The organism is Rhodococcus sp. ARC_M12, assembly GCF_022810385.1.
GTDB lineage: Bacteria > Actinomycetota > Actinomycetes > Mycobacteriales > Mycobacteriaceae > Rhodococcoides > Rhodococcoides navarretei.
The window spans coordinates 85,410-111,216 of the sequence record NZ_JALGQI010000009.1; the positions used below are offsets into that span (position 1 = coordinate 85,410).

The following is a 25,807-nucleotide window of genomic DNA, read 5'->3' on the forward strand; positions in this document are numbered from 1 at the left end:
CGTTCTCGGTGCCCCTCGCTATCGGACTTCTTGTGCCAGACGCCGTCCAGCGTCGATCAACCACCGTCGTGGATCCGCCATGGCTGCCTCCCCACTGCCGGCAAGGTCCGTCAGCGACACGGTCCGCACTTCGACGTCCGAATCCACCGCCCCGGCGACCACCGCCACCGGAACCGAAGCGTCCGAACACATCTGGACCATATGTCCGACGAGTTTGCCCGTCAGCGACGTGCGGTCGAACTTGCCCTCACCCGTCACCACGAGGTCCGCTGCAGGAACCGCAGCCGACAGTCCTGTCAGCTCCGACACCCGTTCCGCCCCGCCGGATACACGAGCCCCCAACGCGCACAGCCCAAATCCCACTCCGCCCGCAGCACCGGTCCCCGGCATGAACGGGTCGGCCGGCAAGCCGGCGTCGGCGAGCAACCCGGCCCAGCGCTGCAATGCCCCGTCCAGCATCTCGATATCCGCGGCCGACGCACCCTTCTGCGGCCCGAATACCTGCGCGGCACCGTCGGGTCCGAACAACACCGCGCGCGTATCGGTCAGCAATTCGATGTCGGACGGCACTCCCGCGAGGCCCGACGCATCCACCGATCGGGCGGCCAGCAGACCGGCACCGCCCTCCGGAACGTCCCGACCCAATTCGTCCAGCACCCGAACACCGAGTGCCCGAAGCACTCCCAGTCCGCCGTCGGTGGAGGCCGAGCCCCCAAGTGCCACCGAGATTCGCTCCGAACCGCTTTCCCTGATCACCTCTCCGAGCCCGCGCGTCGTCGCAGCCAATGCATTCAGCGACTCCATAATCGCGATACCCGAGGACTCCGCCAGCTCGATTACCGCCCGGCCGTTCTCGAGCGTCAACCATCGCGCGTCGACGGGCCGACCGTCCGGGCCGCAGACACCGGACACCGACGACCACGTCGAGCCCGCCGAGCACGCTGCGAGCACGTCGAGCGTCCCTTCGCCCCCATCGGCCTGCGGCATCGACACCAGGTCGTCACCGCTGCGGACAGCCGCCCACCCCTCGATCAGCGCCGCGGCGGCATCGACAGCGTCGATGGTGCCTTTGAAGGAATCGGGGGCGAAGAGAATTCTCATGCGATCAGACTGGGCAGAACCAGATCGCGGTAGCGCTGCTTCATCGTCTCGATCACCTGGTCCCCGTCGGTCGCCCACACAGCAGCGTTGAAGATCTCCACTTCCACATCACCCCGGTATCCAGCGCCTCGAACCCATCGGCCGATGGACTCGAAGTCGATCACACCATCGCCCATCATTCCGCGCGAGAGGAGGGGGTCGGCTTCCATCGGCACCAGCCAATCGCACACCTGGTACGAGCTGATGCGGCCACGCTCACCAGCAATTCGGATCAGTGACTCCAGATCCGGATCCCACCACACGTGGAAGGTGTCGACGACGACGCCCACGGCCTCCACCGGGTGCGGCTCGGCCATCGACAATGCCTGTCCCAGTGTGGAAATGACCGCGCGGTCGGCCACGAACATCGGGTGCAAGGGTTCGAGCGCAATGCGCACCCCACGCTCGAGTGCGTACGGAACGAGCAGAGCAAGCCTCTCCTCCCCCCGAGCCCGAGCTCCGACGAGGTCGCGATCGGGGATGCCGCCCATCACCATCACGAGCTCGGGTGCCCCGAGTTCGGCGGCTTCGTCGAGAGCGCGACGGTTGTCGTCGAGGCCGTCGTCGTCGATCGCCGTGAGGAACCCGCCGCGACACAGGCTCGACACCCGCAGACCGGCGTCCGAGATCAGCTTGGCCGACTCACTCACACCGGCTTCCTGAATTCGATCCCGCCACGGACCTATTGCACCCAGTCCGGCTCGAGCGGCACCGTTGACGGCTTGCTTCAGCGTCCAGGCGTTCGTCGTCTTGGTGTTGAGAGATAGTGCTGCGTAGGGGTTGTCGAGGTCGAACGGTGCGATACTCACGACGCTGCCCCGTTCAGTTCGAGGTAGAGCCCCATGCGGTGCGCGGCCAGCGATGGATCCGCCAGCAACCCTGCGCGATCGGCCAGGACGAACAGCGTCGTCAGATGCTTCACGCTGCGTCCGGATGCCAAGCCGCCCACCATCGAGAACCCAGGTTGCTTGCCGTTAAGCCACGACAGGAACGCAATTCCGGTCTTGTAGTAATACGTGGGAGCGCCGAAGATGTGCCGGCCGAGTTCCTTTGTCGAGCGCAGAATATCCTCGGCGCGAGCGGTATTGCCGAGGTCGAGTTCCTGCAACGCCGTCGACGCCGCGGGGTATATACCGGCGAAGATGCCGAGCAGCGCATCCGAATGATGCTGTCCGTCACCGATGATCAGCTCGGGGTAGTTGAAGTCGTCGCCGGTGTAGAGGCGGACGCCGTCGGGCAGCCCGGCTCGCAGGACGATCTCGTGCTGGGCGTCGAGCAACGACACCTTCACGCCGTCGACCTTGGCTGCATTCGAATCGATCAGCGAGCGGAACGTGTCCGTTGCGGTCGAAATGTCTGCGCTCCCCCAATACCCGGCGAGCGCCGGATCGAACATCGTTCCGAGCCAATGCAATACGACTGGCTCATCGACCTCGTCGAGCAGGGTCGAGTAGACCGACAGATAGTCGTCGGCAGACGTCGCGACCCGAGCCAGAGCGCGTGAGGCCATGATTATGACCTTCGCGCCCGACTCGGTGACCACCGCGATCTGCTCGCGGTAGGCGTCGAGCACAGCAGCGAGACCGTCCTTGCCCGACGGAAGCGAATCCAGGTCGAGTTGGTCCGTGCCCGCACCGCAGGCGAGTGACCCGCCGACGCCAGCGGCTTCGGATCCGGAGCGGCGGATCAGCTCGGACGTCGCGGCCCAGTCCAGGCCCATGCCACGCTGGGCGGTATCCATCGCGTCGGCGACGCCCAGTCCGTAGGACCAGAGTTCGTGGCGGTAGGCCAGGGTGGCGTCCCAGTCGATGTCGGCGGGAGCCCCAGGAGTGTTGTCCCCCATCGCACTAGGGATGACGTGTGCGGCGGCATAGGCGACGCGTGAGGTGATGGGTGCGGTGGGTTTGATCCACTCGCCCGGTTCGCCGAGCGCGTAGAACCCGTGGCCGGGGAGGGTGATAGACACCCGGGAGTCGACGGCGGTCACAGCGCGATCTCCGGGACGTCGAGGCGGCGGCCCTCGGCGGAGGAACGCAAACCGAGCTCGGCCAACTGCACACCGCGGGCGGCGGAGAGCAGACCGTAGCGGTGCGGCCGTTCGGCGACGACGTCACGCAGGAACTCTTCCCATTGCAGCTTGAAACCGTTGTCCAGGTCGGCGTTCGCGGGGACCTCGAGCCACTGTTCGCGGAACGGTTCGGTGACGGGCAGATCTGGATTCCACACAGGCTTGGGGGTGTGCGAACGATGCTGGGCGACGCAGTTGCGCAACCCCGCGACCGCCGATCCGTGCGTGCCGTCGATCTGGAATTCGACCAGTTCGTCTCGGAACACTCGCACCGCCCACGACGAGTTGATCTGGGCGACAACGCCGTTCTCCATCTCGAAGATGCCGTAGGCGGCGTCGTCTGCGGTGGCGGCGTATTCGTTGCCCTGCTCGTCCCAGCGCGTCGGGATGTGAGTGGCGGTCTTGGCGGTGACGGTCTCGACCTTGCCGAGTATGCCTTCGAGCACGTAGTTCCAGTGGCAGAACATGTCGACGACGATGCCGCCGCCGTCCTCGGCCCGGTAGTTCCAGCTGGGGCGTTGGGCGGGCTGACCGTCGCCCTCGAAGACCCAGTAGCCGAATTCGCCTCGTAGGGAAAGGATGCGGCCGAAGAATCCTTCGTCGACGAGCCGCTTGAGCTTGACCAGTCCGGGAAGGTAGAGCTTGTCGTGCACGACGCCGGCCGTGATGCCCGCGTTCTGTCCGATGCGGGCCAGTTCGATGGCTTGTGTCAGTGTTTCGGCGGTCGGCTTCTCGGTGAAGATGTGCTTGCCGGCCTTCATCGCCGACGAGAGTGCCTCGGCGCGACGCGAGGTGACCTGAGCGTCGAAGTAGATGTCGATGGACGCGTCGTCGATGACGGATGCGCTGTCGGTGGTGTACTCGGCGATACCGTGCCGGGTGCAGAGCTCCTGGAGCTTGGCTTCGTTGCGGCCGACCAGGATCGGCTCGACCTGGATGCGCGTGCCGTCGTCGAGGAGGAGTCCACCGGCGTCGCGGATGGGCAGGATGGACCGAAGGAGATGCTGACGGTAGCCCATGCGGCCGGTGACGCCGTTCATGGCGATGCGCAAGGTACGGGTTGGTGTGGGCATGAGAGATTGCCCTTTCTGTGCACTGATGACGAAGGACGTGGGACGACGGCGCGCCATGACGGATGAGGCCGTATCGACGGTGTGGCGGAAAGTCCACTACGCGTCGTGGGGGAAAGTCAGCTTCGGAATGCGCTTTCCAAGCTATGCTGTCGGAGTCGATCGGTCAAGAGGTGACCGTCGATCGCAATGATTTCGCAGGGGGTGAGTGTGCATGGCCGCAGTACGACTCAGCGATGTGGCCGCGGCGGCGGGCGTCTCGCAGGCCACAGCGTCGCGGGTGCTCAACGGCTCGTCACGAGTACCCGGCGAGGGTGTGGCCGATCGCGTGCGCGCAGCAGCGGCCGATCTCGGCTACATCGCCAACGCTCAGGCCCAGGCGCTGGCCCGGTCGTCGACGGGCTTGATCGGGCTCGTCGTGCACGATGTGGCCGACCCCTACTTCTCGTCCATCGTTCGCGGCGTGCAGAACGAGGCTCGCGCGGCCGACAAGCTGGTACTGCTGGCCAGTACCGAGCGCGATTTTGCTCTCGAACGGCAGTCGGTCGCCACCTTCATCTCGCACCGCGCCGACGCCATCATCCTGGCCGGCTCGAGGCAGAGTGGCGACTTGGACCGAGCGTTGGAACAGGAGTTCGCGGCATACCGCGACAACGGCGGCAGGGTGGTGGTGATCGGGCAACCGGTGCCGTTCGCCTCTGCGGTCGAACCCGAGAATTTCGCCGCATCGGCGGCTCTGGCGCAGGCCCTGCACGAACACGGCCATCGCCGCTTCGCGATCATCGGCGGACCGGGAAATATCCGGACCTCGACCGATCGTCGCAACGGCTTCGTCGAGACACTGTGCACACATGGCGTCACACCGGAAATCGAAGTGGCCGGGGACTTCTCGCGAGACGGTGGCTACAGCGCCGCTCGACGCCTGGCGGCTGCGCTCGAGCTCTCCCCCGGCCACGGCACACCTCCCTGCGTATTCGCGGTCACCGACGTCATGGCCATCGGGGCAATCGCAGCGTGGCGTGAGCTTGGCCTGAGCGTGCCGGAGGACGTCTGCGTCGCGGGATTCGACGACATCCCCACCCTGCGCGATCACTCCCCGAGTCTGACGACAGTCGCTCTGTCGTTGGTCGACATCGGCGAACGAGCCGTGCAGCTCGCCCTCGATCCGCAGAGTCGTCCCGGAAGCCGGGAGTGGGCACCGGGCACCGTCGTCCTGCGGCGCAGCACTGCCCTGAACAGCTGATTGTCCGAATTGCTTGACACTGTGGGCGCAATCACACTACGTTGGGCGACAGCTTCGGAAAGCGCATTCCAGCGGGAGTAGACGGACCCGCTCTCCTACTAGCTCGAGGACTCCTTATGACGACAACATCGTCGGTCGAAGTCCGTTCTGCCACTGCGTCGGTTCCTCAACCCGCACCGACCCGTCGTCGACGGTTCCCTTCGCTCCGCAATACCTGGTCCGGTCTGTGGCGACCACTGGCCCTCGTGGCTGTGCTCGTCGCCGCCTGGTGGGCCGTCACCGCCTCCGAACTCGTTGCGCCCTACATTCTCCCGTCACCCGGTGACACGTGGTCGACGATGGTGGACAACGCCTCCTACCTCGCCGGCCACACCTGGGTGACCACCTACGAGACCATTGCCGGCTTCGTCATCGCCTCGGTGGTCGGCATCGCCGTCGCGGTGGTGATGATCTATTCGTCCTCGATCGAGAAGACGATGTATCCGCTCATCCTGTTCGCACAGGTGATCCCGAAGATTGCCATCGCGCCGCTGTTCGTCGTGTGGCTTGGCTTCGGTCCGAGCCCCAAGATCCTCGTGGCCGTCCTGATGGCGTTCTTCCCCATCGTCATCGCCGGAATGGCGGGATTGCGTTCCGTCGATCCCGAGATCCTCGAACTCACCTCGACGATGGGTGCGAGCAAGTGGAAGACGTTCTGCAAGGTACGTTTTCCCGCGTCGCTGCCCCAGCTGATGTCCGGCCTGAAGATCGCCGCAACACTCGCGGTGACCGGAGCGGTGGTCGGTGAATTCGTCGGCGCCAACGAAGGTCTGGGGTACGTGATTCTCCAGGCCAACGGAAACATAGACACGGCAATGCTTTTCGCTGCACTCATCATCATGTCTCTGCTCGGCATCGTGCTTTTCCTGATCATCGAGATCGCCGAGAAATTCCTCATTCCATGGCACGCATCGCGTCGCTCCACCGCGTCCGTCGGCGCTGTGTGACCCGCATGCTCTCCCTACATCGAAGGACACATTCCATGAAGCTCAAGAACGTTCTGGTGGCGACCGTCGCGTCGTCCGCTCTGGTACTCGCCGGATGCAGCGGCAGCGGTGGCGGCGAGGAAAAGGCCCCTGGCACCGACGGTGAGACCACCGCAACCTCGCTGATGCTCAACTGGTATCCCTACGGCGAGCACGCCCCGTTCTACTACGGCGTGCAGGAAGGAATCTTCGCCGAGCACGGTATCGACCTCACCATCACCGCCGGCCAAGGATCCACCAAGACCGCCCAGGCAGCGGGCTCGAACCAAACCGACTTCGGCTGGGCCGACACCGCGGCCGTGATGTCCAACATCGACAAGGGCGTGAAGGTCAAGAGCCTCGGCGTATTCCTGCAGACGACGCCGTCGGCTGTGCAGGTCTACGCGGACGGACCGATCCAGACCACCGCCGACCTCGCAGGCAAGACCATCGCCGTGTCCGCCGGTGACGCCCCCACCACCACATTCCCCATCTTCCTCGACCGCGCCGGCGTTCCCGAGGACCAGGTTCAGCAGCAGAGTCTGGACTCCGCAGGCAAGATCGCCGCGATGCTCTCGGGTCAGGTCGACGGTCTCATCGGCTTCGCACACGACCAAGGGCCCAACATCGCGAACAAGTCCGGACGCGAGATGCGCTATCTCCGCTACTCCGATGAGGGGCTGAACTTCTACAGCAACGGCCTCATCGCCAACACGTCGACCATCGAGAACTCGCCGGAGCTCGCTCAGGCCATGGTCGACGCCACCCGCGAGTCGTTCGAGGCAGCCATCGCCAATCCGGAAGCGGCCGTGGCGTCGATGGTCGGTAAGGACCCGCAGACTCCGCCGGAGTCGGTGCTGCTGCAGCAATGGCAGGAGACGATCCCACTGCTCACGACCGAGAACACCGAAGGAATGGCACCGGGCGTCAACAGTGACGAGGACTGGGCCAACACCATCAGCATCCTCAGCGACGCCGGACTCACCGAGACCGGAGCCGAGGCGTCGACGTACTGGGACTCCAGCTTCACCTCCAACGAGGAATGAGACGCAATCATGAACACCATCACCAGTGAACGGCCGACAACGATGACCGACACCGCGGTATCGGTGGACAACCTGACCGTCCAGTTCTCCTCCAAGCGAGGTGACGTCACCGCTCTCTCCGACGTCGACCTCCGAGTCGGCAGGGGCGAATTCGTTTCCATCGCAGGGCCGTCCGGCTGCGGCAAGTCCACCCTTCTCAAGGTGGTCGCCGGCCTGACCGGTGCCTCTCGTGGTTCGGTGGAGCTGGCAGGCAAGGAGGTGCACGGCCCCCAGCGCAACATCGGTTACGTCTTCCAACGCGCGGCCCTGCTGGAATGGCGGACGGTGCGGAAGAACATTCTGCTTCAGGGTGAGATGCGCGGAATGAACCGGAAGGCCGCGGCCGCGAAAGCCGATCAGCTGATCGAGATGACCGGTTTGACGGGCTTCGAGGGAGCTCTCCCCCACGAGCTGTCCGGCGGCATGCAGCAGCGCGTATCCCTGTGCCGTGCCCTGCTGCACGAGCCGGAGGTGCTGCTCATGGACGAGCCGTTCGGCGCTCTGGACGCTCTCACTCGCGAGAAGATGAACGTCGAACTGCACCGCATCTGGCGAGAAACCGGCACGACGGTCATGCTCGTCACCCACTCCGTCGCCGAAGCGGTCTACCTCGCCAACCGGGTCGTCGTCATGAGTCCGCGGCCGGGTCGGATAGTGGACATCCTCGACGTCGACCTTCCTGTGCATCGGGACTACAGCGCCACGATGGAGAAGCCCGAATTCATCAGTGTTGCAAACACTGTGCGTGATCTGCTGGGAGCGACGACGAGCGCGGACTGAGCGCCACCGCAACAGGCCCTGCAGACCTCGATGGTCTGCAGGGCCACTTGCCTTCGTGACAGCCGGATTTCACGTGTGACTTGTTCTCCGACGTCGAGCTTGTCAGCTCCGCGCCATCGTCTCCCGCACGGCTCCTCGCTCCACCACTCGGCGAGCAGTTCGGGCAACGGCCTCGTCGATCAGGAATCCCTTGCTGTCCACGGCCACACCCGAGGTGGCACGTTCCAGGTCGGCCAGCAATTCCTCTGCTTCCCGTACCTGGTCTTCGGACGGCACGAACACCGTTCGCACCGACGCGAGTTGAGCCGGATGTATACACGCACGTCCGACGAATCCGAGACCGGCCAGAGTGCGAGTATCGGCCTCGAAGGCTTCGGCATCGCGGAAGTTTCGCGACACCGCCGCAGGCGGCGGATCGATTCCTGCCGCCACGCTGGCTGCCACCACCTGAGCACGCACGAACGACAATGACTCCGCGGAGCCGTCGACGCCGAGATCGGCGGCCAGGTCCACCTCCCCGATCTGCAAAAACTTGACCCGAGGCGCACGGGCAATCTCGAGAGCGGCGAACACTCCGGCGGCCGTCTCGATGAGGGGCGAGACCACCGCGCCGGTGCCACTCAGTAGAGCATCGGCCTGCTCCACCTCGCGAGCCGACGACACCTTCGGCAACCAGATACCGGTCAGGTTCGGGTGCAGCACCGCGCGAATATCTTGCTCCTGCAACGGCCCTGGGTTCACCCGCACCCAGATCTGCACGTCACCAGGATCGCAGGACGCGACCCACTCGGCCACCGTCGCGCGGGCGTGATCCTTGTTCGCCGCAGTGACGGCGTCCTCGAGATCCAACACCACCGCGTCCGCGCCCGATGCCAGTGCTTTGTCGAAGCGCTCCGGCACGTCCCCGGGAACGTAGAGGTACGTCAGAGCCGTCCTCATCCGATGACGCCCGTGCCCGCGACGAGAGACTTGGCGATCACGGTGCGCATGATGTCGTTGGTGCCCTCACCGATGGCCATGAGCGGGGCGTCGCGGTAGAGGCGCTCGACGACGAACTCGGTGGAGTAGCCGTAGCCACCGTGGATACGCATGGCTTCGAGGCTGGCGGTGATGGCGGCTTCGGAGGCGAAGTACTTCGCCATGCCGGCCTCCATGTCGACGCGCTTACCCGAATCTGCCTGTGATGCAGCCCAGTACGTCATCAGGCGTGCGGCCTGCAGCTGGGTCGCGATGTCGGCGATCTTGAGCTGGATGGCCTGGAACTCGGCGATGGGCTGACCGAATGCGGTGCGCTGCTTCGCGTATTCGAGCGCAGCATCGTAGGCGGCCTGTGCGATTCCGACGCTGCGGCCGGCAATATTCAGACGACCGATTTCGAGACCGGACAGCGCTTGCTGCAGACCACGCCCCTCCACACCACCGAGCACTGCGTCGACGGGAACACGCACGTCGGTGAACGTGATCTCACACGATTCGGTGCCCTTGTAGCCGAGCTTGCCCATGTCGCGCTGCACCTCGAAACCGTCGGTCGTGGTGTCGATCAGCAGCAGCGACATGCCCTTGTGGGCCGGCGTGGTCGTGGTGTCGGTCTTGACCAGTACCGGAAGCACATTCGCGTGCCGGGCGTTGGTGATCCACGTCTTGGCACCGTTGACGACGTAGTGGTCGCCGTCGCGCTTGGCGGTGGTCTTGATGCCCTGCAGGTCGGTGCCGGCACCGGGCTCGGTCAGACCGACGCCCGTTCGCCATTCACCGGACGCGAGCTTGGGCAGCAGAGTCTTCTTCTGCTCCTCGGTGCCGTGCTTGCCGATCATCCAGCACGACAGGTTGTGGCTGCCGAGAATGCCGGCGACGCCCATCCATCCGCGGGCCAGCTCCTCGTACACCAGGGTGAACGAGACCTTGTCGAGGTCGAGGCCGCCGTACTCCTCCGGCGTCGTGATCCCGAACAGGCCCATGGCCTTCATGTGCTCGACGATCTCGGTGGGGTATCGGCCCGTCTTCTCCCACTCGTTCGCGACGGGGATGATTTCCTTGTCGACGAAGGTGCGCAATGCTTTCCGGAAGGCCGTCTGCTGCTCGTCGTACGTGAAGTCCATGATGATGTCCTGTCGGTTGAAGTGTCAGGGTGCCGGCGCGATGGCTGCGGCGAGGTCGAGGATGGCGGTCAGGTCGGTTTCGTCGACCAACCCGAGGACGCGGTCGGCCAGCTCGGTGGCACGAGAGTCGTTGCCGCAGTTGCCGAGGAACTTCTCCAGCAGACGGTCGTCGCTCAGCGGGAACCCGGCGCTTCCTTGGCTGCCGCCGACGGAGGCGTCGAGCACTCGTCCGTCGGTGAGTGTGAGAACCGCCCTGCCCGACGCGGCCGCCGCGGGAACCTCGGACGGTAGGTTCGTCACCCGTACCTTGCGGGCGGTGACGAGGACGTTCTCGCGTGCGATGGATTCGTCGGTGTACGTCGAGACGGTGATCGCTCCGTCGTGCAGCAGAGCTGCCACACTCCACGGCAGGTCGAATTTGCCGTCGTAGGTACTGCGCGGTGACGCGACGCCGGTGTTGGGTCCGCAAACGAACGGACTCGAATCGGGGTGGACGAAGACCTCGATGTCGGCGACCTCGCTCGCCTGAACCGCACTGTCGCCGAGCGCCTTCGTCACTGCGTCGAGCGTGACGTGCATCAGCTGGCAACTGGGGTACGGCTTGATGCCGATCCGGGTGGCTTCCCACCGCGTGCCAAGTCCTTCGGTCAGTGACGCGAAGTTCGTCGGCCGGTCGGTCAACGCTGCGTAGATTCCGCGTCGACCTTCGAGAACCGACGACGGGCCGGTGGCTCCGGCGGCCGCGAGCCGAGCGGCAAGCACACCGTTCATGCTCGCCGATCCGGGATGCAGCGCCTTGGTGTCGGCGTCGGTATCGAGAAACTCGAGCAGCCCCGAGCTGGACGACCCGGCGATGCCGAGGGCGTTGACCAACGTCTCGGTGTCGAACTTCGACAGATGTCCGGCAACGAGCGCGGCCGTCAACGGTCCCACGGCTGCCGTGGCATGCACGCCCCGAGCGTGAAATCCGTGCGGACTGACTTCACCGAGGCGACAGGCGGTTTCGAGCCCGAGAGCCGCGGCGGTCAGCACATCTGCACCCGATGCCGACACTTGCTGTCCGACGGCGAATGCCGCAGGAAGAGATACCGCCGTCGCGTGCACCAGAGCGCCCGCATGCGTGTCGTCGAAATCCAGAGAGTGCAGCATCACCCCGGTCGCGAAGGCGGCTGCCGGTGCAGACAGCCCGCGGGTTCCGGTGAGAGGCCGCGCCTCCGGTGGGCCGCCGAGGGCGTCGGTCACTGTCCAGCCCGGTCGGCCATAGCCGAGACGTTGGGCCGCAACGGTATTGCCGACGCCGTCGAGTAGGTGACGCGCGGCCGCGTGCCGGACGTCCTCGGACAGATCGGCGACGGTGACACCCGATGCCCACTCCGCCAGGATCGTCGAGGTCACGCCCGCACCTCGTCCTTCGCCGTACCGAACGCACCCTCCGCCTTCAGTTTCGCGACCCGTTCGTCGTCGTAGCCCAGTTGGTCACGCACGATGTCGTCGAAGTGCTCGTTGCGCTGCGGCGCGCGGCGGTACTGCTTGGCCTCGGAACCGAAGTTGACCGGGGACGCGACCTGACGCACCGTGTCGTACACCGGATGCTCCGTCTCGACCACCAGATTGCGGGCGATCGTGTGGGGTTCGGTCAGCGCATGCTCGACATCGTTGATCGGCCCGGAAGGCACCCCGGCCGGGCCGAGCTTCGAGAGCCAGTGATCGACGGTGTTGGTGGCGAACACATCTTCCAGGATCGGCAGCAGCACGTCCTGATGCTTGCCGCGCAGCGAGAAGTTGCTGAACCGTGGATCGGCACCGAGGTCCGGGCGATCGATGGCAACAACCAAACGGTCCCAGAACTTCTCCTTCGCGCAACCGACGATGAGCCAACCGTCCGTTGCCTCGAAGGCCTGGAACGGAACCAGAGACGGGTGAGCCGAGTTCTTCGTACGGATCGGCTCGAAGCCGGCGTTGAGATGCCAGGTCGCGGGATAGGTGAGCAGAGACATCGCCGTGTCGTACAACGAGACGTCGCAGTCCCCACCGATGCCGTCGCGTCGGGCAGCGTGCAATCCCGAGAGCAGCGAGATCGCGGCGACGAATCCACCGGAGTAATCGACCAGGGACAGTCCGGATTTCGTGGGCGGGCCGTCCGGGTCGCCGGTGACGCTCATCCAGCCGGCGAGGCCCTGCAGAATGTAGTCGTAGCCGGGCTCTTTCGCGCGAGGGCCGGTCATGCCGAACCCGGTGAGGCTGCAGCACACGATCGCGGGATTGAGGTGCTTGAGCTGGTCGTAGGTGATGCCGATCTTCTCGGGCACGTCACCGCGGAGGTTGGAGTAGACGGCGTCGCTGGTGCGGACGAGGTCCTCGAACACCGCTCGACCGCTCGGGGTCGAAAGGTCCAGTGAGAGAGAGCGTTTGTTCCGGTTGAAGCTCTCGAAGAACAGAGAGTCCTCGCCCTCGTTGTACGGCGGGACGTAGCGGCCGACGTCGCCGCCGACACTCGGGTCCTCGATCTTGATGACATCTGCGCCCAGATCGGCCAGGTGCAAGCTGCCGAACGGGCCTGCGCCGTACTGCTCGAGGGAGATGATGCGGACGTCTTCGAGTGGCCTCATGCGTCGGAGTCTTTCGTCTGTAGTTCAATGTCGGTGGGGAGTTCGAGCGGTCCGTTCTTCGCTTCGGGGAAGTAGTTCTGCCCGATGCCACTGTCGCGGGTGGCGACCATGACCGAGCGCTTCCACGAAATGACCTCCACGCCATCCTGATTGAGGCCGCGGGTGATCATCGAGACGATACCGGCGTAGGGGCGTGACTCGGACTTGCGCAACCCGGTGCAGATGCTCTCGGCGTACAGGGTGTCGCCTGCATAGACGGGGTGAGACATCTTGATGTCGGTGAAGGCGAGGTTCGAGATCGCGTTCTGACTCATGTCGATCACCGAAAGTCCCAGCACCACAGAGACTGTGAAGCCGGAGTTGACGATGACCTTCCCATCGGTGATGGGGTTCTGCGACGCCAGATGCGCGTTGAAGTGGTTCTGGTTGGTGTTGAGCGACAGCAGTGTGACCCACGTGTTGTCGGTCTCCGAGATCGTCCGCCCGAAGGGATGTTGGTAGACGTCCCCCACGGCGTAGTCGTCGAAGAAGCGCCCCAGAACGGCCGGATGGATTGCCACCGTGTCTCCTCGTGTCAGTTTGGCGAGTGCCTTACCTAGACCATAAACATCAGATGTTTATGGCGTCAAGGGTTCGACGAAACCGGTCGACGACAAGTTTTGCGGCAGATCGCCCCGTAAAGAGCAGATGTTTCAGGAGGTGCGCAGTCGGTCCATCTGTCGGTACGAGTCGCCGAGGTGGTCGAGGTGCTTGCGCATCAGGTCCATCGCAGCCATGGAATCCCCAGCTGCCACCACGTCCAGCAGACCGCGATGGTCGCTGTCGACGCACTGCCAGAAGCCCTCGGGTGCGTGGTCGCGGCCGAATCGGCCGGACAGCACTCGGAACACGGGAGCCGTGATGAGCTCGAGCAGCGGGTTGTGCGCTGCACGGAGCAGGACCAGGTGGAATTCCTGGTTCTTGGTGAACGTTTCGGGGCCCTGCACGTCGTTGGGGTCGAAGATCGACGCGTTGAGCTGCTCGAGATGCTCGTCAGTGCGACGGAATGCAGCGATGCCGGCGGCCGGCACCTCCATCAGGTTGCGCACTTCCATCAGCTGATCGACCGTGACGGTCTCGGCGGCGGCCATCAACGCCACACCGGTTTCCAGGTGCTCGCTGATGTGCCCGACGCTGGGGACGGCCACGAAGCTCCCCCCGGTCACTCCCCTCGTCGTCTCGATCAGATTTTGGCTGGCCAGCGACCGAAGCGCTTCTCGGATGGTGCTGCGTCCGACGCCGAATTCGGCAGTCAGCTCTGCCTCGCCGGGTAGCCGCTCACCTGGCTGCAGTTCACCGGACAGAATGCGGGTACGTAGATGTCCCGCAAGAACCGCATACGCGGGGACGCTCTTGGCTGTTGCCTTGAGCGGTGCCGATTGGGCCACGTCTTCCCCCTGGTTGTCGCTCGACTGCTTCTACTGACCGGTGGGTACTGGTCGGCTCGAGCTTAGCCTGGCCGATGCTCCGAGATGCGGGGATCTCGACCGTCGATACATCCGCTTTTTAGCGAGGATTCGTCGGCATGGGCTCGGAACAGGCCGCGAATCCTGAGAATTCAGCCCCAATACATCAGAGGTATTGCTTTTCTGGCCGATCATCAGCACTATGACTCATGTCACCTCAGCCGTGACCACAACGACTTCGTAGGACAGGCGGAGCACGCCTTCCCGCTCCACTCGGGCACCGACAGAACGGACGCAACATGAAACGAATTGGAGTCGACGTCGGCGGCACGTTCACCGACCTCGTCCTGTGGGACGACGACGGCACCGTCGTCGTGCACAAGACCCCGTCCACCAACCACGACCCCTCGATCGGCACGATGGACGGAATCAAAGTCCTCGCCGAACGCGCCGGGATCGACCCGTCCGAGATCGACATGTTCTTCCACGGCACCACCGTGGCCACCAACATCGTGCTCGAGCACAACGGCTGTGACGTCGGCATGATCACCACCGAGGGTTTCCGCGACCTGCTGCACATCGCGCGCAAGAAGCGTCCGCTCAATTACTCGAATTACCAGGATCTTCCGTGGCAGAAGTGGCAGCTCGTGCCGCGACGCAACCGTCGGGTGGTCCCCGAACGCATCGATGCCGCGGGAAACATTCTGACCCCGCTCGACGAAGGTGCTGTGCGCGAACAGGTTCGACTGCTGCGCGAGCGAGGCGTGCAGGCCATCGCCGTCGCATTCCTGCACGCGTACCGCAATCCGACTCACGAGCAACGCGTCAGAGCCATCATCGAGGAGGAGTTCCCCGGCGTCTTCATCTCCCTCTCCAGCGAGGTGGCCCCGCAATACCGGGAGTACGAACGCTTTTCGACCGCAGCGCTCAACGCATTCATCGGACCGAAGACCTCGAAGTACATCGAGAACTTGGCGGGTAAGGCCAAGGCCGCGCAGGTCGGCGAGGACGTGCACCTCATGACCTCCGCGGGCGGGCTCGTCACCTCGCGCAGCGCCAGCGAAATCCCGGTCTCGCTACTGACCAGCGGTGTGGTCGCCGGCCTTCTGGGCGGCTGCGCCATCGGCAAGGCGTCCGGGTACCCCAGTGTCATCACCCTCGATGTCGGCGGCACCTCCGCGGACGTCGGTGTGGCACCGGACGGCGCGCTGCGGATGAAGCATCTGCTCGACACCCGAATCGGCGACTACCACGCGATGGTGCCGATGGCCGAGGTCGACACCATAGGTGCCGGCGGCGGTTCCATCGCCGTGGTCGACGACGGGGGCATGTTCCGCGTCGGACCACGTAGTGCGGGTGCCGTTCCCGGTCCCGCCTGTTATGGGCACGGCGGCACCGAACCGACCTCCACCGATGCCATGGTGATGATGGGATGGCTGCGCGAGAAGAGCTTCCTGTCCGGAACCATGGAGGTCAAGCCCGAGCTGGCACGTCAGGCGATTCAGACGCACATCGCCGACAAGCTCGACACCCCTCTCGACGACGCCGCCATGGGCATCTTCAAGATCCTCGCCCATTCCATGACCGAGGCGATCAGCCTGCACTCGGTGCGCAAAGGCTATGACCCGCGCGACTTCTCACTGATCGCCGAAGGTGGTGCCGGTCCGCTGTTCGCCTGGCAGATCGCCGACCAGCTCGGCATCCCACGCGTCATCGTGCCCGGTCACCCCGGCATCACCTCTGCCGTCGGGCTGCTCACCACCGACATCCGCTACGAGGAGCCGACGACGGTGTGGACGTCGTCTGCCGACCCGAACATCGAACTTCTGCAGGAGCAGATCGAGCGTCTGTCGGTCCTCGCCGTCGCGCAGCTCGAGAAGGACGGTGTTGCAGCCGAGAACATTTCGCTCGAACGCAGCGTCGACTGCCGGTACGTCGGCCAGGGCTACGAACTCCGCGTCGCCGCGCCGGACGGCAACATCGACGACGTGTGGGTCAAGACCGTCGCCGAGGCATTCCACGACGTGCACGGACGTACCTACTCACAGCGGTTCGACGACAAGCCCGTACAGCTGATCAACGTCCGTGTCACCGGCGTGGGTGCGGTCCCCCACGTGCAGATCGCCGACATCGCCGTGGGTACCGCCGACTCCTCGGCCGCGATCAAGACGACCACGCAGGCGCTGTTCTGGCAGGACGAGACGTCCGCGCCGCAATGGGTGGACACCCCGGTATACGAGCGGTCGTTGTTGTTGGCGAACAACGAGATCGACGGTCCTGCGATCGTCGAGCAGTTCGATTCCACCACGATCATCGGCATGAACCAGCACGCCACCGTCGACGCCGTCGGCCACATCATCATCGAGAGGAACCCCGCATGAGCAAGGCGCTGATGCCCACCACCGGAGTGTCACTGGCGGGCGAATCCACTCGAACCTGGAACGACGTCGAGGTCGATCCCATCACGCTGCGCGTCATCGGCGGAGCACTGCAGTCGATGGCCAAGGAGATGGCCCAGGTGCTCTACCGTATGGCGTACTCCTCGCTCATCCGAGAGTCCGAGGACCTCGGCGCGGGCATCTTCGACATCAACGGACGTGAACTGTGTGAATCGGATTCGACTCCGATGCACTGTGGTTCGATTCCCGCCTACATCAAGGGTGTCAACCGTCGTCTCGCCGGAACGTACAAGCCCGGAGACGTGGTGCTGCACAACCATCCGTACCACGGTGCGGCTCACTCCCCCGATTACGGCGTGATCATTCCGATCTTCTGGCAGGGCGAGCACATCGGCTTCGCCGGGTGTACCGGTCACGTGTCCGACGTCGGCGGCAACTTCCCCGGCCTGTGCATGGACGTCGTCGACGTGTGGGCCGAGGGCAAGCTGATGGACTCGATGAAGATCTACGAGGCCGGGGTCCGCAACGACTACCTGATCCAGCACATCCTCGACAACGTCCGTACCCCGGAGCAGAACCGCGGCGACCTCGAAGCCTTGATCGCGTGCTCGCGAATCGGCGAGAAACGATTCACCGAACTCCTCGAGAAGTACGGCCTCGACACCGTGATGAGCGCGGGCGAACGCTGGATGGACTACTCCGAATCCATGCTGCGCAAGAAGATTCGAGAGATTCCCGACGGCAGCTACACCGCACCCATCGGGTATCTCGACGACGACGGCAAGAACCGCGACGAACCGCTCAAGGTGGCCGTGCGGGTGCAGGTCGAGGGCGAGGACATCCTTATCGACCTCACCGGCTCGAACAGCCAGGTGCCCACCGCGTTCAACGTCCCGTTCGAGGGTTCGGTTCTACCGGTGGCCGTCTCGGCCATTCGCACGATCCTGCTTGACGAGGATCTGACCGAAGAATTCGTTCCCCAGAACGACGGGTGCTTCCGACCCGTCAAGGCCTATGCCCCCGAGGGCACGATCTTCAACCCGGATTTCCCCGCATCGTGCTTCGCGCGGTTCTCGCAGGTGAACCGCGTGTTCGACTCGATCAATCTGGCTCTGGCCCCGGTACTTCCGGATCACGCCATCGCGGGATCGTCCGCCGCGCTGTGCGCCATCGCCTACTCCGGTATCGCGCCGGACGGCGAATCCTACTGGGTCTACATCGAAATCAACGAGGGCTCGTACGGCGGCCGCAACGGCAAGGACGGCATGGACGCCGTCGACGCCCTGATGGCCAACACGCGCAACAACCCCATCGAGGAGCTCGAGCTCAACCACGCCATGCGCGCGTTGCGCTACGAGCTGCGCGACGAAGCTCCCGCACCGGGGAAGTGGCGCGGCGGTATCGGCAGTGTCCGCAAATGGTTGATGGAGACCGATACGTTCCTCGGCTCCGAGGCCGACAACCGGTCGGATCCGCCGGCCGGAGCCCTCGGTGGCCACAACGGTGTGTCCGGCTCGTTCACCAGGAACGCCGGGACCGACCGCGAGGAAGTGTTGTACTCCAAGGTCACTCAGGAGACGATTCGTTCCGGTGAGACGCTGGAGATCAAGCTGCCCTCGGGCGGTGGCTTCGGAAACCCGTTCGAGCGTGATCCCTTCCAGGTACTCAGCGACGTCTGGGACGAGTACCTCACCGAGGACGATGCTCGACGCGACTATGGTGTGGTCGTGAACACCGATTCGTGGACGGTCGACGAGGACGCGACGGCCGAGCTCCGCGCCCGGAGCGCAGCCTGATCGAGGACGGGACCTTCGGCGGTGTAGTCCGGTGGATCGACGACCGGAACGACACCCCGGGGCCCCTGTCCGGCCTGCGCATCGGCGTCAAGGACAACATCGACGTGGCCGGCGTCGAGACCACCTGCGCGTCGGAGTTCTTCGAGAACAACGTCGCCGACGCTGATGCAGAGGTCGTCGTCCGCCTGCGTCGCGCGGGCGCGTCGGTGGTCGCGAAACTGAACATGGCCGAGTTCGCCGTCGGCGTCACCTCGCAGAACTCGGCCGCCGGCCCGTCGTACAACCCGTGGAATCGCACTCGGGTGCCCGGCGGGTCGAGTGGTGGTTCGGGGATCGCCGTCGCTGCCGGGTTGGTCGACGCGTCGCTGGGCACCGACACCGGCGGGTCGGTGCGCCTCCCTGCCGCGGCATGCGGAATCACCGGCCTTCGCCCCAGCTGGGGATCGATCAGCAACGACGGCGTGTTCCCGGTAAGCGAGCAATTCGACACCGTCGGCCCGATGGCGCGGTCGGTCACCGAGGTGAAAGCCCTCTTCGATGTCCTCTCCTCCAGCCCATCCGAGCCCTCGGAGGTCACACGCATAGGCGTGCCCACCGTGTTCCTCACCGCGGACGTGGACCCCGGCGTTGCGCAGACCGTCGCGGCCGCGGTGCGCACGTTCGCCGAACTCGGGTACGAGATCGTCCCCATCCAACTCGAGCACGCCGCCGACGCACAAGACATCGTCTACACGATCGTCTACAGCGACCTCGCCCGCTGCCATCGACATCGGCTCGACACCGAGCCTTCCCGCTTCCAACCCGCCACCCGTGAGCGAATAGCGTTGGGCCTGGGCATCTCCGACGCCGATCGCGCTCACGCCCTCACTGGCCGCGACCGCTTCCGCGAGGCCACGGCCGCGACGTTCGAGATGGTCGACGTGGTGTTGACCCCGGCCATGCCCGTCGACGTTCCACCGAGGGACGGGGGTGACGACGTTGTCGCTCTCTCACGCCGGATGGGTCAGTTCACGTATCCGTGGTCGTTGCACGACGGTCCGACGCTGGCTCTGCCGGTCGGGTTTCACCCGTCCTCGGGTATGCCGGTGGGAGCACAGCTGACGGCCGCATCGCGCCGCGAGGGCGCACTGTTCGCCCTGGGTGAGCGCTACCAGTCGGAGACAGACTGGCATCGGACAACTCCGCCGCATACATCAGATCTTTAACCAACATGCGGGACTGATTCCCGGCGATCCAGGCTGAACTAGGCCGTCTTGACGCCCTAAACATCTTATGTTTAGGTTGAACACAGTTGTTACGTACGTCTCACCATGAGTGCTCGTGCGACAGCCGCCACTCCCACTTCGGTAAGCGCTAAGCCGATCATCCAGCGAGGACGCAGATGCATTTACGCCGAGCCACGTCCATCATGGCAGCACTGACGCTGTCCACCGCATTGGTGGCCTGTGGATCCGATCCCGGTCCCGACGCGGACCCCGCCAATCCGGTCACGATCGACGTCACCGTCTCGGCAGCGGCCGAAATCTACAGCATCCCTTGGCTTGTCGCGCAGCAGCAGGGATTGTTCGAGAAGCACGGTGTGATCGTCGAGAACATCGTCCCGGGCAAGGGCGGCAGCGCGACAATGCGAACCCTGCTCGACGGCAACATCCCCATCGGCGAGGTCAGTTACCCGTCGATCGTGCAGGCGGATGCGGCCGGCTCCGAGCTGCGCATCGTCGGCGGCGGCACCCAGGGGCCGTATCCGATGAACTTCTATGCGCTCGCCTCGAATCCGAACATCAACACCATCGAGGACGTGCGTCGCTGGGCCTACACCCGGCCCAACTCGGCGTCCGATGCGCTGACGCGGTTGCTTCCCTCGATCGCGGGCGTCGATCCGAGCCGGATCGAGCGGGTTGCCTCCGGCGGAATCGGCGAGGGCTTCGCACTTCTCGAAGCCGGCAACGTCGATATCGCCCTCGTCCCCTCGATCGTCGCCGAACAGCGACCGGAGGACTTCAAGCTGATCGTCAGTAGTCCCGACTACATGTCACGGTTCCTGCAGTCGACGATCACCACGACCAAGGACTACGCCGCGAGCAACCCCGGGGTCGTGCGCGCCATCAACGCCGGCTACACCGAGGCGGTCGCGTCGATCGAGGCCGATCCTGTTGCCGCTGCCCAGATCTACGCGAACTACACGGGATTCGACGTCGAGTCGGCCACCGCAGTGGTCGAACGCGCGTCCTCGGTCGGCACGTGGGGCGGCGGCTTCGACACAGCGTCCGTCGAATCCGCCCAGGACGGCGTCGAAGCGTCGGGGAGCGATCGCGTACCCAATTTCTGCACCCTGTTCGACCCGGAGTTCCTCGCCGAAGGAGTCGAGAACGATGTTCCCGGCGACTGCGACTCCTGACAGCATTTCCCACCACCAGAAGGTAGCGACGTGACCCAAGCAGCGACTCGACCCCGCCCCGACACCACCTCCGCCATCGCCGTCGCATCGTCAGTGTCGCGGCGCTTCGGTGATGTGACCGCCCTCCACGAGATCGACTTGTCCATCGGCCGAGGCGAATTCGTCTCCGTCGTCGGCCCCAGTGGCTGCGGTAAGTCCACTCTCCTCGAAGTGTTCGCCGGATTACAGGATCACGACGGCGGCACCGTGCACGTCGACGGCCAACCACTGACCGGACCTCGGTCCAAGACAGCAGTGATCTTCCAGGAATCGGCGACGCTGCCCTGGCGGACCGTCCGCGACAACGTCGCGTTCGCTCTCGAAGTCCGCGGCGTCGGTAAGAAGGAACGTCGGTCCCGCGCCGACGAGTTGCTGAACACCGTGGGGCTGAGCAAGTTCGGCGACCACTACCCCACCCAGTTGTCCGGCGGTATGCGCCAACGTGTGGCCATCGCGCGCTGCCTGTCCATGGAACCCGATCTGATTCTCGCGGACGAGCCGTTCGGTGCACTCGACGAGCAGACGCGACTGGTGATGTCGTACGAGCTACTCAAGATCGTCGAAAAGCTCACGTGCGGAGTCTTGTTCATCACCCACAGCATCCAGGAAGCGGTACTGCTCTCCGATCGGGTGCTGGTGATGAGTGCGCGGCCCGGCCGATTCATCGACGAGGTGGACATCGACCTCCCGCGTCCACGATCCGAAGACGTACTGGCCAGTCCCGAGGCTGTGGCTTTGCACGAACGTATTTGGTCGCGGCTGCGGGACGAGGCCAAGAAGACGATGAGCATCGAGCCATGAGTGCCCCCACGCGCGAGAGCACGCGCGCCTCTGTGGTTCCCGGGTACATCCGGCCTGCCCCCTCCAGACAACTCGGTCTCCCCGCATGGGGATGGACCGTGCTCATCCTCGTCGCGGCACTGGTGGCCATCGACATCTCCGCACGGTTCTTCGCCTCACCGCTGGACATCGTTCCGGTGACCGACATGATCTCGACGTCGCTGAGTCTGCTGACCGACCCTGACTTCCTGATCGACGAGTTGGGACGGACGCTCGGGATCATCGTTCTGGCGTTTGTGCTCAGCTCTGTGCTCGGTGTCGCCGCCGCCTACGTTCTGTGGCGGTATGAATTGTGGGACAGGGCGTTTCAGCCTTATCTGAACGTCTACTACGCCGTCCCGACGTTCGCGCTCTACCCCATCATGGTGGTGTTGTTCGGTGCCGGCGTGGCCCCGATCGCCATTCTGTCCACCATCTTCGCCTTCGGCGTAGTCGCGTTGAACGCACGTACCGGCTTCAATGCGGTGTCGCCGATCGTCACCAAGCTCGGCAAAACACTGATGCTCACACGGTGGCAGTACTTCCGATCGGTTCTGCTTCCGTATGCGTTGCCGAGCATCGTGACCGGACTCAAGCTGGGGCTCTCGTACGCCGTCATCTCGGTGTTGGCCAGTGAGTTCATCCTGTCGACGCAGGGGCTCGGGCACTTCATCTCGATCGCCTACGACGGGTTCGACATCGCCGACATGTATGCCGGGATCCTCATCGTGGCGCTGATCGCTCTGCTCTCGACCTCGCTGATCTCTCTCGCGCTCAACCGATTCGATTGGAGGCGCCGCTGATGAGCAGCACCTTGGACAGAGTAGCCACCGCTCCCACCACTCCCGCAAAGGAGACCTCGTCCGCGGGCCGCGACAACGCCCGACGGTTCCTACCTCCTCTGGTCGTGGCCGTCGTCGCGGTCCTGATTTGGTGGGTCGCGGCCGTTCTCGTCGACAGTCTCATCTTCCCGACGCCGGCCGAGGCCATGGCCTCGCTCGTCGAAGACCTGGGTAAGGCAGACTTCCGAGCCAACGTCGGTGACTCGCTGCGCATTCTCGTGCTCGCGTTCCTGGCCAGCACGATCGTGGGTTCCCTGCTGGGTCTGACGCTGGGACTGAGTCCGTTCTGGACCCGAACCATCGCCCCGATCGTGTACTCGATCAACAGCATTCCGAAGATCGTGCTGTACCCGATCTTCCTGTCGTTCCTCGGCATCGGCGCACTGAGCCGATTCGGCTTCTCCTTCTACGCCGCCTTCATCCCGATGTTCCTCGTCGCGGTCGAGGCGACGGCATCTGTCCAGAGAATCCACCTGAAGATGGCGGCCTCATTGCAGGTGAGTTGGCCGCGCCTGATTCGTCAGATCGTCATTCCCGCAGTGCTCCCGGCGCTCGCAACGGGTATGCGCATGACCTTCGGCTTGGCGTTCCTGGGACTACTTCTCGCCGAGATGTTCTCATCCTCCAGCGGCATCGGATACGAACTCCTGCGCAACGTCAGCCTGGTGCGCATGGAAAACATCATGGGCACGGTTGTGCTGATCCTGGTGATGGCACTACCGCCAACCATCGCCCTGCAGTGGTTGGAAACTCGCATTACCTCGAAATACGGCGGTCGGTGATCTCCCTAATCAGGGAACCTGACCCGAGGTCCGGAAGACTCGTCCGTTCCGAGTTCGGATTGGCACCGTTGGGCAAGTAACTGGAACCTACCGCCTAAACCAAGTGCCTGGTCCCGGTGTCGAATTCGGTGTGGGCAAGTCCTTTGCTCACACCGCCAATCGCCCAGCCCGTGCGCGATGCCTCAGGCCTCTGCGGAGGGTCTTCGCGTCGACCCGAAAGAAGATGCCAGTGTCACCAGAATTGTTGCCGACGTAGAGAACATCATGGTTGTTGTGCGGGCCCCAACCCGAGCTCGCTGTCACCGCTAGCAGGTCGCCGACTTCGGGATAGTAGAACCACATCCAGGCATCTCCTCCGCCGCCGCGGCTGAGATTCGTAAGAACCACCTTGCAGCCGCGTCCATTGCGCGCTCGCTGGTAGACCAGTTCGACTCGGACTACGTCCACCTTGTTCGCCGCTACGCACGCATCGAATTGATCAAGAGTTAAAGCACTGCGTCGGTCCGCTTTTCGCCAAAACATGCAGCACAGACTATAGGACGACGGGGCTTTTCGAGCGTCAGATCTGGCGGTCTGTGGATCTACGGCAACGGGGTGATTCCATCCCTCCCGCTTCGCCTTCCGACGGCTTCACGGGCCGAACGCTCCGAGCTCACTTGCTGAGGCCATGCATCGGGACTTCGGCGCATTCGATACGAAACACCCCCGCCGGTCCAGCTTTCTTCAGTCCCAGACTGTGAGCCCGCCGCCGGCCACACTGACCGCCTTGAAGCCTTGGGGTGCCGCCACAGTCCAGGCTTCGAAATCGGGGTCGAAAGGAACTACAAGGCTTGCACGGTCGGCAAACTCGATTCGCAGGTCGCCGTCGTCGGAAGCGTGCGCACGCGCAACCTGTCTGCCCTGGAGACGCCTGACAGCGGTGTTTTCGGAGAGCGATGCGTCCGGCACACCTCGGAACCCGTCGGACCCAGGCTCATCGAGCCGAAAAGTCGATTCGATACGCAGTTCGTAGTCATGATTCGTACGCAGCGCGAGGGAGAACCCGAACTCCAGAGACGCGATCACTTGACCTACCAGAGGAATGTCCACGTGCTACCACCCTCTCGGGACTGAAAATGAGCCGTCCAGCTCGATGGGAAAATGGGTCTTAGGGTTGAGCCCCGGTTTGCCGTCAATGTTGATTGGCTGACCGTGTTCGTTGTAGTAGCGAACATACCCGTTCGGGTACCGCGCAGTCGGATCCATGATACGCATTGAATCGGTGCGTCGGGCTTCGCATCACGTTCGGCTGACACCAGACATCGGCCATCTGCCTCAACTCCGCAGGCACTTATCAATCTCGGACTACGTATCCGATCACGATGTCAGTCAACATCTTTCGCAGACGTTCACGATTCTCGGGAGCAACGGGGTCGAACTGGAACAACCAATCGAAGGTGTACTGATTGGAAATTCGGAAGAAGCTGAAGCTCGTGATGGTGAAGTGCAGATCCACAGCGTCGACGTCATCTCTGAATTCTCCCGATTCACGTCCGCGCTGCAAGATGCTGGACAGCAGATCGAGCGCTGGGCCTGCCAGCTCGCTTCGATCTCCCGATTGGCCTAGATACGCAGCCTTGTGAGTATTCTCGCTTGCCATCAGGCGTACAAAATCCGGGTGACGTTCGTGGTAGTCGAACGTCAACTCGACCACACGCTTGAGCGCGTCCACCGGACCCAACTCGCCGACGTGCACCTGTTGCTCCTCGGCGCGAATGTTGATAATCGCACTCTCTAGCACCGATCGATACAGGCCCTGTTTGTCCCCGAAGTAGTAATAGATCATCTTCTTCGTCGTCTTCGTTTGCAACGCGATGTCGTCCATTCGAGCACCGGTGAAACCTTTGGCCGCGAACTCCGCCGTCGCCACCGTCAGAATGTTTCCGCGCACCTCACCACCGCGCGCCCCCCGGCGCCCCCCAACCTCGGACGCTGTCGACATGAAATCCAACCCCTTCAACAATCCGTGGCGATTAACACCAGACAGTGAATCATAGGTCGGTCAACGTTCGAAGCTTATCGCCGTTCAGTCGTGATCTGCAGCGTCCACTGCCACCGAGTATTGACATCGACCGATTCAATCTCGGTATTACTGCACTTCAGTAGGTTTGCACATTGCCACCTGATTGGAGCATTCACCTCACACCCCT

General features: G+C 64.0%; 23 protein-coding genes. 11 read left to right on the forward strand and 12 right to left on the reverse strand.

Features of this window, described 5'->3' with window-relative positions; all coding sequences use genetic code 11:
• Nucleotides 1-18: 18 nt before the first annotated feature.
• The 4 genes from MTX35_RS13225 to MTX35_RS13240 are packed head-to-tail and all read right to left on the reverse strand — an operon-like array spanning nt 19 to nt 4,281.
• A complete protein-coding gene (locus MTX35_RS13225) occupies nt 19-1,101 on the reverse strand; it encodes a glycerate kinase (RefSeq protein ID WP_243595418.1) in 1,083 nt (360 codons plus the stop codon).
• Nucleotides 1,098-1,949 (reverse strand): sugar phosphate isomerase/epimerase, encoded by an 852-nt coding sequence (locus MTX35_RS13230; protein ID WP_243595419.1) that lies wholly within the window; start codon nt 1,947-1,949, stop codon nt 1,098-1,100. Before MTX35_RS13230 ends, MTX35_RS13225 begins: the two co-directional genes overlap by 4 nt.
• Entirely contained in the window at nt 1,946-3,127 is a 1,182-nt protein-coding gene (locus tag MTX35_RS13235; RefSeq protein WP_243595420.1) for a dihydrodipicolinate synthase family protein, read from the reverse strand. Before MTX35_RS13235 ends, MTX35_RS13230 begins: the two co-directional genes overlap by 4 nt.
• Nucleotides 3,124-4,281, reverse strand: coding sequence for a Gfo/Idh/MocA family protein (locus tag MTX35_RS13240; protein WP_243595421.1), 1,158 nt, complete (start codon nt 4,279-4,281; stop codon nt 3,124-3,126). Before MTX35_RS13240 ends, MTX35_RS13235 begins: the two co-directional genes overlap by 4 nt.
• A gap of 211 nt (nt 4,282-4,492) precedes the next feature.
• Between MTX35_RS13240 and MTX35_RS13245 the strand changes: the two genes are divergently transcribed.
• The 4 genes from MTX35_RS13245 (at nt 4,493) to MTX35_RS13260 (ending at nt 8,390) form a co-directional block, all read left to right on the forward strand.
• Complete coding sequence (locus MTX35_RS13245) at nt 4,493-5,521, forward strand: LacI family DNA-binding transcriptional regulator (protein WP_243595422.1); 1,029 nt, start codon at nt 4,493-4,495, stop codon at nt 5,519-5,521.
• A 116-nt stretch (nt 5,522-5,637) separates the two neighbouring features.
• Nucleotides 5,638-6,507 carry an ABC transporter permease gene (locus tag MTX35_RS13250; RefSeq protein WP_243595423.1) on the forward strand — a complete coding sequence of 290 codons (870 nt, stop codon included), beginning with the start codon at nt 5,638-5,640 and terminating at the stop codon, nt 6,505-6,507.
• Between the two features lie 35 nt (nt 6,508-6,542).
• Nucleotides 6,543-7,571, forward strand: a complete 1,029-nt coding sequence (locus MTX35_RS13255; RefSeq protein ID WP_222068607.1) for an ABC transporter substrate-binding protein — start codon at nt 6,543-6,545, stop codon at nt 7,569-7,571.
• 9 nt (nt 7,572-7,580) lie between these two features.
• Nucleotides 7,581-8,390, forward strand: coding sequence for an ABC transporter ATP-binding protein (locus MTX35_RS13260; RefSeq protein ID WP_243595424.1), 810 nt, complete (start codon nt 7,581-7,583; stop codon nt 8,388-8,390).
• A gap of 102 nt (nt 8,391-8,492) precedes the next feature.
• Here the strand turns inward: MTX35_RS13260 and MTX35_RS13265 are convergent, their stop codons facing one another.
• From MTX35_RS13265 to MTX35_RS13290, 6 genes are all read right to left on the reverse strand, one after another.
• Nucleotides 8,493-9,329: a CoA ester lyase gene (locus MTX35_RS13265; RefSeq protein WP_243595425.1), complete on the reverse strand. Its 837-nt coding sequence runs from the start codon at nt 9,327-9,329 to the stop codon at nt 8,493-8,495.
• Nucleotides 9,326-10,489 (reverse strand): acyl-CoA dehydrogenase family protein, encoded by a 1,164-nt coding sequence (locus tag MTX35_RS13270; protein WP_032393088.1) that lies wholly within the window; start codon nt 10,487-10,489, stop codon nt 9,326-9,328. Before MTX35_RS13270 ends, MTX35_RS13265 begins: the two co-directional genes overlap by 4 nt.
• 24 nt (nt 10,490-10,513) lie before the next feature.
• Nucleotides 10,514-11,884, reverse strand: coding sequence for an MmgE/PrpD family protein (locus tag MTX35_RS13275; protein ID WP_243595426.1), 1,371 nt, complete (start codon nt 11,882-11,884; stop codon nt 10,514-10,516).
• On the reverse strand, nt 11,881-13,098 hold the full coding sequence (locus MTX35_RS13280; RefSeq protein ID WP_243595427.1) for a CaiB/BaiF CoA-transferase family protein: 1,218 nt from the start codon (nt 13,096-13,098) through the stop codon (nt 11,881-11,883). The genes MTX35_RS13275 and MTX35_RS13280 overlap by 4 nt, the downstream gene beginning before the upstream one ends.
• A complete protein-coding gene (locus MTX35_RS13285; protein WP_243595428.1) occupies nt 13,095-13,658 on the reverse strand; it encodes a MaoC family dehydratase in 564 nt (187 codons plus the stop codon). The genes MTX35_RS13280 and MTX35_RS13285 overlap by 4 nt, the downstream gene beginning before the upstream one ends.
• 132 nt (nt 13,659-13,790) lie before the next feature.
• Nucleotides 13,791-14,525 carry a FadR/GntR family transcriptional regulator gene (locus tag MTX35_RS13290; RefSeq protein WP_243595429.1) on the reverse strand — a complete coding sequence of 245 codons (735 nt, stop codon included), beginning with the start codon at nt 14,523-14,525 and terminating at the stop codon, nt 13,791-13,793.
• A 317-nt stretch (nt 14,526-14,842) separates the two neighbouring features.
• Here MTX35_RS13290 and MTX35_RS13295 point away from each other — a divergent pair, with 317 nt between their 5' ends.
• The 7 genes from MTX35_RS13295 to MTX35_RS13325 all read left to right on the forward strand — a co-directional run bounded on the left by MTX35_RS13295 (nt 14,843) and on the right by MTX35_RS13325 (nt 23,618).
• On the forward strand, nt 14,843-16,924 hold the full coding sequence (locus MTX35_RS13295) for a hydantoinase/oxoprolinase family protein (protein ID WP_243595430.1): 2,082 nt from the start codon (nt 14,843-14,845) through the stop codon (nt 16,922-16,924).
• Nucleotides 16,921-18,738 carry a hydantoinase B/oxoprolinase family protein gene (locus tag MTX35_RS13300; RefSeq protein ID WP_037148397.1) on the forward strand — a complete coding sequence of 606 codons (1,818 nt, stop codon included), beginning with the start codon at nt 16,921-16,923 and terminating at the stop codon, nt 18,736-18,738. Before MTX35_RS13295 ends, MTX35_RS13300 begins: the two co-directional genes overlap by 4 nt.
• On the forward strand, nt 18,684-19,943 hold the full coding sequence (locus MTX35_RS13305) for an amidase (protein ID WP_243595431.1): 1,260 nt from the start codon (nt 18,684-18,686) through the stop codon (nt 19,941-19,943). The genes MTX35_RS13300 and MTX35_RS13305 overlap by 55 nt, the downstream gene beginning before the upstream one ends.
• Before the next feature lie 176 nt (nt 19,944-20,119).
• Complete coding sequence (locus MTX35_RS13310) at nt 20,120-21,136, forward strand: ABC transporter substrate-binding protein (protein WP_243595432.1); 1,017 nt, start codon at nt 20,120-20,122, stop codon at nt 21,134-21,136.
• Nucleotides 21,137-21,166: 30 nt separating this feature from the next.
• Entirely contained in the window at nt 21,167-21,976 is an 810-nt protein-coding gene (locus tag MTX35_RS13315; RefSeq protein WP_094623208.1) for an ABC transporter ATP-binding protein, read from the forward strand.
• Entirely contained in the window at nt 21,973-22,797 is an 825-nt protein-coding gene (locus MTX35_RS13320) for an ABC transporter permease (protein ID WP_243595433.1), read from the forward strand. The genes MTX35_RS13315 and MTX35_RS13320 overlap by 4 nt, the downstream gene beginning before the upstream one ends.
• Nucleotides 22,797-23,618 carry an ABC transporter permease gene (locus MTX35_RS13325; protein ID WP_243595434.1) on the forward strand — a complete coding sequence of 274 codons (822 nt, stop codon included), beginning with the start codon at nt 22,797-22,799 and terminating at the stop codon, nt 23,616-23,618. Before MTX35_RS13320 ends, MTX35_RS13325 begins: the two co-directional genes overlap by 1 nt.
• Nucleotides 23,619-24,341: 723 nt before the next feature.
• On the opposite strand, the gene MTX35_RS13330 is transcribed toward MTX35_RS13325, so the two are convergent.
• Together MTX35_RS13330 and MTX35_RS13335 are read right to left on the reverse strand one after the other, a co-directional pair.
• Nucleotides 24,342-24,707, reverse strand: coding sequence for a DUF6188 family protein (locus tag MTX35_RS13330; RefSeq protein ID WP_243595435.1), 366 nt, complete (start codon nt 24,705-24,707; stop codon nt 24,342-24,344).
• A gap of 244 nt (nt 24,708-24,951) precedes the next feature.
• Entirely contained in the window at nt 24,952-25,599 is a 648-nt protein-coding gene (locus MTX35_RS13335) for a TetR family transcriptional regulator (protein WP_243595436.1), read from the reverse strand.
• Nucleotides 25,600-25,807 lie beyond the last annotated feature (208 nt).

What these genes read in the sequence shown, in the direction of transcription:
- MTX35_RS13240 (WP_243595421.1), bottom strand. Translation starts at nt 4,281, where the DNA reads ATGCCCACACCAACCCGTACCTTGCGCATCGCCATGAACGGCGTCACC.
- MTX35_RS13300 (WP_037148397.1), top strand. Translation starts at nt 16,921, where the DNA reads ATGAGCAAGGCGCTGATGCCCACCACCGGAGTGTCACTGGCGGGCGAA.
- MTX35_RS13280 (WP_243595427.1), bottom strand. Translation starts at nt 13,098, where the DNA reads ATGAGGCCACTCGAAGACGTCCGCATCATCTCCCTCGAGCAGTACGGC.
- MTX35_RS13260 (WP_243595424.1), top strand. Translation starts at nt 7,581, where the DNA reads ATGAACACCATCACCAGTGAACGGCCGACAACGATGACCGACACCGCG.
- MTX35_RS13295 (WP_243595430.1), top strand. Translation starts at nt 14,843, where the DNA reads ATGAAACGAATTGGAGTCGACGTCGGCGGCACGTTCACCGACCTCGTC.
- MTX35_RS13335 (WP_243595436.1), bottom strand. Translation starts at nt 25,599, where the DNA reads ATGTCGACAGCGTCCGAGGTTGGGGGGCGCCGGGGGGCGCGCGGTGGT.
- MTX35_RS13255 (WP_222068607.1), top strand. Translation starts at nt 6,543, where the DNA reads ATGAAGCTCAAGAACGTTCTGGTGGCGACCGTCGCGTCGTCCGCTCTG.
- MTX35_RS13245 (WP_243595422.1), top strand. Translation starts at nt 4,493, where the DNA reads ATGGCCGCAGTACGACTCAGCGATGTGGCCGCGGCGGCGGGCGTCTCG.
- MTX35_RS13270 (WP_032393088.1), bottom strand. Translation starts at nt 10,489, where the DNA reads ATGGACTTCACGTACGACGAGCAGCAGACGGCCTTCCGGAAAGCATTG.
- MTX35_RS13325 (WP_243595434.1), top strand. Translation starts at nt 22,797, where the DNA reads ATGAGCAGCACCTTGGACAGAGTAGCCACCGCTCCCACCACTCCCGCA.
- MTX35_RS13250 (WP_243595423.1), top strand. Translation starts at nt 5,638, where the DNA reads ATGACGACAACATCGTCGGTCGAAGTCCGTTCTGCCACTGCGTCGGTT.
- MTX35_RS13310 (WP_243595432.1), top strand. Translation starts at nt 20,120, where the DNA reads ATGCATTTACGCCGAGCCACGTCCATCATGGCAGCACTGACGCTGTCC.
- MTX35_RS13265 (WP_243595425.1), bottom strand. Translation starts at nt 9,329, where the DNA reads ATGAGGACGGCTCTGACGTACCTCTACGTTCCCGGGGACGTGCCGGAG.
- MTX35_RS13320 (WP_243595433.1), top strand. Translation starts at nt 21,973, where the DNA reads ATGAGTGCCCCCACGCGCGAGAGCACGCGCGCCTCTGTGGTTCCCGGG.
- MTX35_RS13225 (WP_243595418.1), bottom strand. Translation starts at nt 1,101, where the DNA reads ATGAGAATTCTCTTCGCCCCCGATTCCTTCAAAGGCACCATCGACGCT.